Below are 11,920 nucleotides of genomic sequence, written 5' to 3' on the forward strand. Positions count from 1 at the left end.
ACAAGCACTTCCTCAGCCGGCAAGCTTGACCGTTCCGCAAGAAGATCAACCGCTTAACAAAAGAGGATCGACAAAGCGGTCAGACATCGAATGCTGGCCAACAGCTATTGACGGACTTCCGTTTACCACGTCCTCTGACGATCGGGCGCCGTTGTGAAGAGGGACAGCAGCGGTGTCCAGGCGACAAAGCAGGGGAAGCGGTCAGTCTGATGCGGGGGAATGCATGTTGAATCCATCAAGCGGTGGAGCGGGCCTGATCGATGCGGCGTCGCGGATCGCGAGCGACGCGCATGATCCCGGATCGTCTCCGGCTGGTTGGCCAACGCTTACAGACAACTGCGTTTTCAGAGATCCTGCCTCGGCGAACAGAAAAAGCCGCGCCGGGCGGTAATCCATCAATCATCTAACGGAGGGACTGCGAGATGAAATTGGTTTCAAACGAGGGGCGCGAAGGAAGTGGAGCGTCGGCTGCGCGGGCGTCGGACACCTACCAACCGTCTACGCTGAACATCGACGCCCTGCACGGCATCTCCGCGCACACGGGCCAGGTCGGCTGCCCCTGCGCCGGCTGCATGAACGATCCGGACGTGGGCCCGGACAGCTCGACCTCGCCGCTCGACGCGAACATCGACGGCACTGGCGGCACGGTTGCCGGAAAGCCGGTGTGGACGCTGGAGCAGGTCATCGCCAACCTGAACCGCACGGGCGCGTCATGGGCGCCGGGCCCTAACCATCCGACCCCGTCCAGCGGCAGCGTAAGCGAAATCCGCTACGGCTTCTTCGATACCCTAGAGCAGGTCGAGACGAACGGCTACACCTATGAGTTGAATGGCGGCTACTACGGCTTGGCCGAGTACTTCAACTTCGCCGCCTTCACGCCCGAGCAGCGGGCGGCGACGCGCGAGTCGATGCAGGCCTGGGACGACCTGATCGCGCCGACCTTTGTCGAGACCTCGGCCGACATCGCCGATTTGAACTTCGGCAACCTGGCCAGTGCGCCCACGACGCAAGCCTATGCGCGCCTGCCCTCGACGCTGCTGTCCAGCAACCCCAGTGTGAACGCCCAGGTCGCCGAGATTTCGGGCGACGTCTGGGTCAGCGCCTCGCAGGCCAGCAACTTCCAGCTGGATGAAGGCGGCTATGGCATCCACACCCTGGTGCACGAGGCGGGCCACGCCCTGGGCCTCAGCCACCCCGGCGCCTACAACGCCGCGCCGGGCCTCAGCATCACCTATCCGGCCAACGCTGAATATGCGCAGGACACCCGGGCCTACACGGTGATGTCCTATTTCAACGCTTCGTCGCTGGGCGGCGCACGGCATTTCGACTTCAACATCTCGACGACGGTCTATGCCGCGACGCCGTTGATCCACGACATCGCCACGATCCAAGCCATGTATGGCGCGGACAAGACGACCCGCACCGGAGATACGGTCTACGGTTTCAACAGCAACGCCGGCCGCGATTCGTACGACTTCACCAAGACGCCTGCGCCGATCATGGCCATCTATGACGCGGGCGGGATCGATACGCTCGATGCGTCCGGCTATGACACGACCCAGCTGATCGACCTGACGCCCGGCTCGCTGAGCAGCATCGGCGGGGTGACGGCGGCCTCGGCCCCGTCGTTCGAGCAGACCAACGCCAATCGTGCGGCGCTGGGCCTGCCGCCCGTTCCGCGCGCGACCTACGACGCCAACATCGCCGCCCTGCGCGCCAACCCTGTGGTCGGGCGACTAACCGACAATGTCGGCATCGCCTATGGCGTGACCATAGAAAACGCGATCGGCGGCTCGGGCGCCGACGCCATCATCGGCAATGCGGCCAACAATCGCCTCGTCGGCAACGCCGGCGACGACGTGCTTCTGGGCCGCGAAGGCAATGACATCCTGGAAGGCGGCTCGGGCGCCGACTCGCTGGATGGCGGCGCCGGCGACGACCTGATGACCGGCGGCTCGGGCAACGACATCTATGTGGTCGACAGCACGGGCGACCAGCTGGTGGAACTGGCCGGCGGCGGCGTGGACGAGGTCCGCACCACGCTGAACACCTTCAGCCTGCAGGACCATTTCGAGAATCTGACGGGCGCCGCCTCGACCGGCCAGACGCTGAACGGCAACGCGCTGGACAACGTCATCAAGGCGGGCGCCGGCAACGACGTCCTGAACGGGGGCGCTGGCAACGACACCCTGGACGGCGGCGTCGGGGCGGACGTGATGACGGGCGGGATCGGCAACGACGTCTACTTCGTCGACAACGCCGGCGACCGTATCGTCGAGGCCGCGAGCAGCGGAACCGACGAGGTCCGGACGACGCTGAGCGCCTATACGCTGCAGCAGCATCTGGAGAACCTGACCGGCCTGTCCGGTGGCGGCCAATCGCTGACCGGCAACGCCCTGGACAACGTCATACGGGGCGGCGCCGGCGCGGATCGTCTCAGCGGCTTGACCGGCAACGACGTGCTGCGAGGTGGCGGCGGTGACGATTTCGTCGACGGCGGCGCGGGCGACGATTTCGTCTATGGCGACGCGGGAAGCGATCAGCTGTTCGGCGGCAGCGGCGTCGATACGCTGTTCGGCGGCGCCGATAATGACGTGCTCGACGGCGGAAGCGCCGATGACATCCTGATCGGCGGGGCGGGCGATGACGTCCTGACCGGCGGCACGGGGGCGGACACTTTCGTCTTCGGCCCCGGCTCGGGGGTCGATCGCATCACCGATTTCCGCAGCGGCGACGTGATCGACTGGTCAGCGATGACGACGGCGGGCATCGGGCACACCATCGAACAAAGCGGACGCAACACCCTGATCTCGTTCGAGGACGGATCGTCGATCCTGCTGGAAGGCGTCGGCGCCCGCGATCTACGCGGCGACTGGTTCAATGACGTGGCGACGTCCGGCGCGACCTGGAACGCCGCCGACGTGGGCAAGTCGGACCTCAGCGCCAAGGTTCACGGCGACTGGGATCTGGTCGCCTGACGATGTGATGGCCCGCCCGCTCGTCGGGAGGGGACGGCTGAACGCCGGCGCGGTTCGCCCGCGCCGGCGTTTGTCGTGGATGCCGACGCAGGCTGACGCCGCCCTGCGCCCATGCTGATGGCCGCGCGTTGCAGATTTTCCTTACTCCTCAACCATCTGCGGAACTGTCGGCCGCCTGCGGCATTTGGTCATCGGAAGGAACCACCGATGATCGACGAGGCGTTGACGCCGGCGGCTGGCGCGCGACGCCTGCCGGCTGGCCACCTTGCCCTCTGGGGAGGGCACGAGTGCACCGTCAACCGCGTGGGCGATGATTGGCGTGATCAGACGCGTCTGTCCGGCCACGAAGACCGCATCGAGGACCTCGACCGCTTCGCCGATCTTGGTCTTCAAGCCCTCCGCTATCCGGTGCTGTGGGAGCGGACCGAGATCAAGCGCGACGCTTATGACTGGTCTTGGGCGGACGCCCGCCTGAGCCGCCTACGCGAGTTGAAGGTCCAACCTATCCTTGGGCTGCTTCACCATGGCTCCGGTCCAGCCTGGACCAATCTGCTCGATCCTGCGTTTCCCGAAGCCTTGGCGGTATTCGCCGGTCGTGTGGCGGCGCGGTATCCGTGGGCGCGAGACTGGACGCCGATCAACGAGCCGCTGACCACCGCGCGCTTCAGCGCCCTCTACGGCCACTGGCATCCTCATCTGAAAAACGAGACCGCGTTTTGGACGGCGGTGTTGAACCAGATTGACGGCATACGCCTGTCGATGGCGGCGATCCGCGCCGTCAATCCCGAGGCGCGCCTGATCCAGACCGAGGACTTCGGTCGGACCTACGCCACGCCGCCGTGCGCGGCACAGGCCGACCACGATAATATGCGCCGGTTCGCGACGTGGGATCTGCTCGCGGGACGCGTTGTGTCCGGCCATGCGCTGTTTGACCACATCGATCGGCTCGGGTTGGTTGATCGCCTGGAGGTTCTGGCCGCAGATCCGACGGACTTCGTCATCGGCCTGAACCACTACGCCACCAGCGATCGCTTCCTTGATCACCGGCTTGAGCGATATCCGCAACATCTTCATGGCGGCAACGGGCATGTCGCCTACGCCGACGTGGAAGCGGTTCGCGTGGTCGATCCGGCGCCGGTCGGCTGGTCCGAGCATCTTCGAGCCTTGTGGCGCCGTTATCGACTGCCGATCGCGATCACCGAATGCCACCTCGGGTGCACGCGCGAGGAACAGGTCCGATGGCTATCGGAATGCTGGGACGCCGCACTGCAGGCGCGAGCGAACGGCGTTGATGTCGAAGCCGTGACCGTATGGAACCTGCTGGGCGGGTTCGACTGGAACAGCCTGCTGACCCGTCCGGACGGCGTCTACGAAAGCGGCGTGTTCGACCTGTCGGACGGCGATCTGCGGCCGACCGCCCTGGCCCAAATCGTGCGCGACCTCGCCCGCACAGGCGGCACCGACTGTCCTTTTGCGCATGAGCCGGGATGGTGGCGCAGGCCTGGACGACTGGCCTATCCGGTGCATCCGGTCGCAGAGGAAGGCGCGCCGCCGGTGCGGCGACCCGCCAACAGGCCGATCCTTCTAAACAGCGCCGACATCGGCGAGCAGTGGCGCGAACTCTGGAGCGAATGCGAGCAGCGCGGGCTGCACGTGGTTCATCCGGACGAGCCGGGCGACGCCGCCCCCTGGCTCGAGGTGCGGACGTTCGATCGTGCTTCGCCTTTATCGCGAGCCTTTGACCTGCTGCTGGACCAGCCGTGGCCGGACAGCGCGAAAGCGCATGAACCCTCAACCTACTCCGCGCCCCGGTCTCGTCCGCATCGCGGCCTCAGCCTGCAATCCTGGAAGGGCCAGCCTTGAACACCACAGACACCAGCATCCGCGCCGACGTCGTCGAACTGGCCAAGCCGCAGGAACGCGGCGATCCGATCGTCTGCTTCTCTCACCTGCGCTGGGACTTCGTGTTTCAACGACCGCAGCACCTGATGACCCGGTTCGCCCGCACGCGCACGGTGGTCGTGTTCGAAGAGCCCATGCCGGCGCAAGCTGGGATGGCGATGGGCGTCGATCTTCGTCGATGCGCCACAAGCGGCGTGGTTGTCGCGACGCCGCGCCTGCCTGAAGGGCTGGAGGGCGCCTGCCGCACGGCGGTGCTGCGCCAGTTGCTGGATGAGGTCCTGGCCGGCCAAAGCATCGAGAACCCCGTGCTCTGGTACTACACGCCGATGATGCTGCCCTTGTCGCGGCACATCGAGGCGTCTGCCGTGGTCTACGACTGCATGGACGAGCTTTCGGCCTTCAAGTTCGCGCCCCCCGAACTGACGCAACTGGAAGCCGAGCTGATGAGCCGGGCGGACGTCGTGTTCACCGGAGGGCACAGCCTCTATGAGGCCAAGCAGCATCGGCACGACAACATCCATCCCTTCCCATCGAGCGTGGAGCGGACCCATTTCGCCCAAGCGCGGCAAGGACGGAACGAACCAGCCGCGCAAGCGGCCGTCGCGGGCGCCAAGCTCGGCTTCTACGGCGTCATCGACGAACGGATGGACCTGGAGCTCTTGGCCGCGGTGGCGGATGCTCGGCCGGATTGGTCGCTGGTGCTGGTGGGGCCGGTGGTCAAGATCGCCGAGCAGGACCTGCCGCGCCGCGCGAACATCCACTACATGGGCCAGCAGAGCTACGACGACCTTCCCGCCTTTTTGAGCGGCTGGGATGTGGCGCTTATGCCCTTCGCCATCAATGAATCGACCCGCTTCATCAGCCCGACCAAGACGCCCGAGTATCTGGCGGCGGGCCGTCCGGTGGTGTCCACGCCCATCCGTGACGTGGTGCGGCACTATGGCGAACTGGAAGGCGTGAAGATCGCCGAGACGGCCGAGGCTTTCGTCGCCGCCTGCGAAGCGCAGCTGGCGCTGAAGGAAACATCGGCCTGGCTGGAAGAGGTCGATGAGGCGCTGGCCAGTCTGTCATGGGAGCAGACGCAGCTGCGCATGTCGGCGCTGATCGACGGCGCGGTGCGCAAACGCCTGGGACGGGGTTTCACACGGCTGTCGAGCCCGATCGCCGCTCCGGCGGTCCGCACGGCCGGACGCGCCTCGCACTACGACGCTCTGGTCGTGGGGGCGGGGTTCGCGGGTTCGGTGCTGGCCGAGCGGCTGGCGTCGAGCGGGCAGAAGGTGCTGGTGGTGGATCGCCGCCCCCACATCGCAGGCAATGCCTATGACCGCATGGATGAGGCCGGCGTGCTGATGCACCAGTATGGCCCGCACATCTTCCACACCAACTCGGCCGAGGTGTTCGACTATCTGTCGCGCTTCACCGAATGGCGGCCCTACGAGCACCGGGTGCTCGCGCGGGTCGGCGACAAGCTGGTGCCGATGCCGATCAACCGGACGACGCTGAACGCGCTTTATGGCGTGGACCTGCAATCGGACGAGCAGGCCGAGGCGTTCCTCGCTTCCCGCGCAGAGCCGGTGGAGAAGATCCGCACGTCCGAGGACGTAGTGATCTCGGCCGTCGGTCGCGAACTCTACGAGACCTTCTTCCGCGGCTACACGCGCAAGCAGTGGGGTCTGGATCCGTCGGAGCTGGACAAGTCGGTCACGGCGCGGGTGCCGACGCGCACCAATGTCGACGATCGCTACTTCACCGACGCGTTCCAGGCCATGCCGCTGCACGGCTACACCAAGATGTTCGAGAACATGCTGGATCACCCGAACATTCGGGTGGAGACCGGCGTGGAATACCGCGACGTCGTGGACGAGGTCGTCTACGACCGGCTGGTGTTCACCGGCCCGATCGACGAGTTCTTCGATCATCGCTACGGCAAGCTGCCCTACCGCTCCCTGCGGTTCCGGCATGAGACGCTGGACCAGGCCAACTTCCAGCCGGTGGCCACGGTCAACTATCCGGACGAGGCGACGCCCTATACGCGCATCACGGAATACAAGCACCTGACGGGGCAGTCGCATCCGCGCACGACCGTGACTTACGAGTATCCGGCGGCGGAGGGGGATCCCTACTATCCGATCCCTCGCGCGGAGAACCAGGCGCTGTTCAAGAAGTATGAGGCGCTGGCGCTGGCTCGGCCGGACGTGGCCTTTGTCGGGCGGCTGGCGACCTACCGCTACTACAACATGGACCAGGTGGTTGGGCAGGCGCTGGCGACGTTCCGCAAGCTCCGGCCGGTGGCGAGCGCGGATCTGTCGACGGCGGCTGCGGCAGGACTGAGCGCCTGATTAGACAGCGAGGCCGGCCTCAGCGCCGGCCTCGTCCCGCCAGGACGTTGCGGATCGCCAGGCTGGAGTGGATGCGCGACACGCCGGGCAGGCAGGACAGCACGTCCTTGTGGATGACCTCATAGGCCGCGATGCTGGGCGCCGCGGCGCGCAGCACATAGTCAGCCTCGCCCGCCATCAGATAGCATTCCTGGATTTCGGGATGCTCGCGGATCGCCGTCTCGAAGCGGCGCATATAGTCGCCGGTCTGCTTCTCCAGCGTGATCAGGACAATGGCGACGACGCTGTCCTCGTCACCCTCCGCCACGACCGCTTGGTAGCCGCGGATGACGCCGCGATCTTCCAGCAGCTTGACGCGGCGCAGGCAGGCCGACGGCGACAGCCCCACGCTCTTGGCCAGGGTCGAATTGGGGATGCGGGCGTTCGCCCTCAGCTGGCGGATGATCCGGCGATCCACTTCGTCGAGACCCGGCATGCTGATCCTTGCGTTTGGATTGATCGATCGTGCGGTTCCTGGCCGCATCTTGAACGATCCTGCCACAGGCGCGCAGGATCGGCGATACGATCTTCGTTATCCTACGGCCAAAAGCGCGCGGGAGGTCGAGCGTGAAGTGCATCGTTCTGGGCGCCGGCGTCATCGGCGTGACGACTGCCTACTATCTGGCCAAGGCCGGGTGCGAGGTTACGGTCATCGAACGCCAGGCGGGCCCGGGGTTGGAGACCAGCTTCGCCAACGCCGGTCAGATTTCGCCGGGGTACTCATCGCCATGGGCCGCGCCGTCGATCCCGCGCAAGGCGCCGCGCTGGCTGATGATGAAGCACGCGCCGCTGATCCTGCGGCCGACGCTTGATCCGGCGATGATCCGCTGGGGCCTGCAGATGCTGCGGAACTGCACGTCCGAGCGTTACGCGCTGAACAAGGAGCGGATGGTGCGGCTCGCCGAATACAGCCGCGACCAGCTGAAGCTGCTGCGGGCCGAGACCGGCATCCAGTACGACGGCCGCCAGCAGGGCACGCTGCAGCTGTTCCGGACGGAGAAGCAGCTGGAGGACGTGGCCAAGGACGTAAAGGTTCTGCGTCACGAAGGCGTGCCGTGCGAGGTGCTGGACCGCGCGGGCTGCCTGGCCGCAGAGCCTGGGTTGAAGGCGTCCCAGGCGGAGATCGCGGGCGGCCTGCGCCTGCCGAACGACGAAACGGGCGACGCGGCCTTGTTCACCCAGCGACTGGCCGAGATGGCTCAAGCGGCGGGCGTCACCTTTCTTTATGCGACTGAGGTGCGCGGCCTGCGGGTGGATCAGGGGCGAGTGGTCTCGGTTTCAACCAGCCGGGGCGAGCAAACCGCCGATGTCTATGTCGCGGCCATGGGCAGCTATACGCCGGCGCTTCTGAAGCCGACCCGGATCGATCTGCCGGTGTATCCGGTGAAGGGCTATTCGATCACCGTGCCGTTCGCGCGCGAGGAGACGGCGCCGGTCTCCACGGTGATGGACGAGACCTTCAAGATCGCCATCACCCGGCTGGGGTCACGCATTCGCGTGGGCGGCATGGCGGAGCTGTCGGGCTTCAACAACGACCTGCCGCCTCGCAGGCAGGCGACGTTGAAGTATTCGTTGAACAGCCTGTTTCCCGACGCCGGGGCGTTGGATCAGGCCAGGTTCTGGACCGGCCTGCGCCCCATGACGCCTGACGGCACGCCCGTCTTGGGCGCGACGCGCGTGCCCAACCTTTATCTGAATACCGGTCACGGAACGCTGGGCTGGACCATGGCGTGCGGATCGGCGCGCGTGGTCAGCGACATCATCACCGGGCGCGATCCGGACATCGAGACGACGGACCTGTCGATCGCTCGCTACGGCTGAGCGGCAAGCTGACGATAGAGGGCGGCGTAGCGCGCGGCCGAGGCGTTCCAGGATACGTCCGTCGCCATGGCGTTGGCCTGAAGACGCGCCCAGGTCGGCTTGTCGCGGTACAGGGCGGCGACCTGGTGCAGGGCGCGTTCGAACGGCGCCTGCTCGACCGGCGAGAACTGAACGCCGGTGGCCACGCCCGCCGACAGCGCCATCGGATTGGCGTCGACCACGGTGTCGGCGAGACCGCCGGTGCGCGCCACCACCGGCACCGCGCCGTAGCGCAGGGCGCTGAGCTGGGTCAGGCCGCAGGGCTCGAAGCGCGAGGGCACCAAGAGGGCGTCGCACCCCGCCTGAATCTGGTGCGCCAGCGCCTCGTCATAGCCGATGACGCAGCCGATATGGCCGGGGGCCACCTCGGCCGCCGCCCGGAAGCCGGCCTCGAGGCTCGGCTCGCCGGCGCCGAGCAGCGCAAGTTGCGCCCCCATCTCCAGCAGCGTCGGCAGGGCGGCGAGCAGCAGGTCCAAGCCCTTTTGACTGGTCAGACGGCTGACCACGCCGAAAAGCGGCGCGTCCGCGCGAGGATCGAGACCGAACCGGGCCTGCAAGGCCGCCTTGTTCGCAGCGCGACGTGCAGGGGTGGCGGCGTCGTAGGTCTGCGCGATCAGGGGGTCGGTCGCGGGGTTCCAGACCTCGACGTCCAGTCCGTTCAGGATGCCGATCAGGTCCTCTCCGCGTCCCTGCAGCAGCCCGCCCAAACCCATGCCGCCGCCTTCGCTGGCGATCTCGGCCGCATAGGAGGGCGAAACCGTGGTCACGCGGTCGGCCATCAGCACGCCGGCCTTCAGGAAGCCGATGTCGCCGTAGTATTCGACGCCATCCAAGGCAAAGGCGTCATCCGGCAGTCCGAGCGCCGGCAGGAGCGCGCGGGGAAAGCGGCCCTGGAAGGCTAGGTTGTGGACCGTCAGCACAAACGGCGGCGCCTCGCCCGAAGCCTGGCGCAGATAGGCGGGGACCATGGCGGCCTGCCAGTCGTGGCCGTGCACGACATCGGGCCGATAGCTGTCGATGCGGCCCCGCGCGATCTCGGCCGCGACGCGGGCCAAGCCGCCGAAACGCAGCCCGTTGTCCGGCCAGTCCTCGCCGTCCGGTGTCAGGTAGGGATTGCCCGGACGTCCGAACAGGTGAGGGGCGTCCAGCACAAGCAGGTCGAGGCCCGCGGCCGATCCCTGCAGCACCCGCGCGCGGTCGTCCATCAGATCGTCAAAGGTCGCAACCGTCTGAGGATCTCCCAGCCGCTCCAGCACGGCGGGGTAGCCTGGAACCAGCGTCCGCATCTCGACGCCGTGCGGGCGCAGGGCGGCGGGCAGGGCGCCGGCGACATCGGCGAGCCCGCCGGTCTTGATCAGCGGGAAGACCTCGGACGCGACGGAGAGGATGTGAAGCGGGCCCATCACGCCAGTGTCGCCGCCGACCGCCTCAGCGCGCAAGGGCGTCGATCATCGGCTGGGTGATCAGGCACACGCCCTTGTCCGTCCGGCGGAAGCGCTGGGCGTCGATGACCGGGTCCTCTCCGACAACCAGGCCTTCGGGAATGACCACTTCCTTGTCGATGATGACGTTGGTCAGGCGGCACGACCGACCGATCTCGACGCGGGGCATGATCACCGCGTTCTCGACGTGGGAGTAGCTGTTGACCCGCACGCCGGTGAACAGCAGCGACCGCTCCAGCGAGGCGCCCGAGACGATGCAGTCGCCCGAAACCACCGAAGACACCGCCATGCCGCGCCGTCCCTCGTCGTTGTGGACGAATTTGGCCGGAGCCGTCATCTCGCTGTAGGTCCAGATCGGCCACTCGCGGTCGTAGAGGTCGAGATCGGGCGTGGTGTTGGTCAAGTCGAGGTTGGCGTCGAAATAGGCGTCGAGCGTGCCGACGTCGCGCCAGTAGGCCTCGGCGCGCGGCCCCGAGCGGATGGCCGAGCGGCCGAGCTGGTGAGCGAAGGCGCGGCCGTTCTTGACCAGGTCCGGAATGATGTTCTTGCCGAAGTCGTGCTCGGACGCAGGGTTCGCCGCGTCCTCGATCAGGCGCTGGAACAGGAATTCGGTGTCGAAGATGTAGATGCCCATGCTGACCAGCGCCGTGTCCGGCTTGCCCGGCATGGAAGGCGGGTCCTTGGGCTTTTCAAGGAAGTCGATGATGCGGTCGTTCTCGTCGATGTGCATCACGCCAAAGGCGGAGGCTTCCGAGCGAGGGGCCTCGACGCAGCCGACGGTGACCTCGGCGTTGTTGTTGCAATGCTCCTCGAGCATCACGCCGTAGTCCTGCTTGTAGATGTGGTCGCCGGCCAGGACGATGATGTATTTGGGCGCATAGCTGCGGATGATGTCGATGTTCTGGTACACGGCGTCGGCGGTGCCGAGATACCAGTTGGCTTCGGACACGCGCTGGCTGGCCGGCAGGATGTCGAAGCTCTCGTTCCGCTCGGGCCGGAAGAAGGTCCAGCCGTATTGCAGGTGCTTGATCAGGCTGTGCGCCTTGTACTGGGTCGCCACGCAGATGCGGCGCACGCCAGAGTTCAGGGCGTTAGACAGGGCGAAGTCGATGATGCGCGTCTTGCCGCCAAAGAAGACCGCCGGCTTGGCGCGACGGTCCGTCAGCTCCAGCAATCGGCTGCCTCTACCCCCGGCCAGAACAAAGGCCATGGCCTGACGGCTGATCAGGCCCCGGAGGGTCGCGCTGGGTGGCATATGGTTGTTTCTCCCTGTGCGGGACGGAACCGATCCTAGCGGCTAAGGTTCCATACGCGTCGCGCGGCTTTCACTGTTTTCGCGCGAGATTTCCGGGAAGGGGCC

7 protein-coding genes are annotated in these 11,920 nt (G+C 66.5%); 4 read left to right on the plus strand and 3 right to left on the minus strand.

Annotation, left to right across the window (positions count from 1 at the left end; genetic code table 11):
* Nucleotides 1-422: 422 nt before the first annotated feature.
* The 3 genes from KY493_RS14555 to glf all read left to right on the plus strand — a co-directional run bounded on the left by KY493_RS14555 (nt 423) and on the right by glf (nt 7,219).
* On the plus strand, nt 423-2,978 hold the full coding sequence (locus tag KY493_RS14555) for a M10 family metallopeptidase C-terminal domain-containing protein (protein WP_219897849.1): 2,556 nt from the start codon (nt 423-425) through the stop codon (nt 2,976-2,978).
* 207 nt (nt 2,979-3,185) lie between these two features.
* Entirely contained in the window at nt 3,186-4,841 is a 1,656-nt protein-coding gene (locus KY493_RS04850) for a hypothetical protein (protein ID WP_219897850.1), read from the plus strand.
* Nucleotides 4,838-7,219, plus strand: coding sequence for a UDP-galactopyranose mutase (glf, locus tag KY493_RS04855; protein WP_255568037.1), 2,382 nt, complete (start codon nt 4,838-4,840; stop codon nt 7,217-7,219). The genes KY493_RS04850 and glf overlap by 4 nt, the downstream gene beginning before the upstream one ends.
* A 19-nt stretch (nt 7,220-7,238) precedes the next feature.
* Here the strand turns inward: glf and KY493_RS04860 are convergent, their stop codons facing one another.
* On the minus strand, nt 7,239-7,694 hold the full coding sequence (locus tag KY493_RS04860) for an Lrp/AsnC family transcriptional regulator (protein WP_219897851.1): 456 nt from the start codon (nt 7,692-7,694) through the stop codon (nt 7,239-7,241).
* Between the two features lie 131 nt (nt 7,695-7,825).
* Here KY493_RS04860 and KY493_RS04865 point away from each other — a divergent pair, with 131 nt between their 5' ends.
* Complete coding sequence (locus KY493_RS04865; protein ID WP_219897852.1) at nt 7,826-9,079, plus strand: D-amino acid dehydrogenase; 1,254 nt, start codon at nt 7,826-7,828, stop codon at nt 9,077-9,079.
* Here KY493_RS04865 and glgA read toward each other — a convergent pair.
* Nucleotides 9,070-10,557, minus strand: a complete 1,488-nt coding sequence (gene glgA, locus KY493_RS04870) for a glycogen synthase GlgA (RefSeq protein WP_219897853.1) — start codon at nt 10,555-10,557, stop codon at nt 9,070-9,072. The genes KY493_RS04865 and glgA overlap by 10 nt on opposite strands.
* Nucleotides 10,547-11,815, minus strand: coding sequence for a glucose-1-phosphate adenylyltransferase (gene glgC, locus KY493_RS04875; protein ID WP_219897854.1), 1,269 nt, complete (start codon nt 11,813-11,815; stop codon nt 10,547-10,549). The genes glgA and glgC overlap by 11 nt, the downstream gene beginning before the upstream one ends.
* Nucleotides 11,816-11,920: the final 105 nt, after the last annotated feature.

It is taken from the genome of Brevundimonas sp. PAMC22021, from assembly GCF_019443405.1.
Lineage (GTDB): Bacteria > Pseudomonadota > Alphaproteobacteria > Caulobacterales > Caulobacteraceae > Brevundimonas.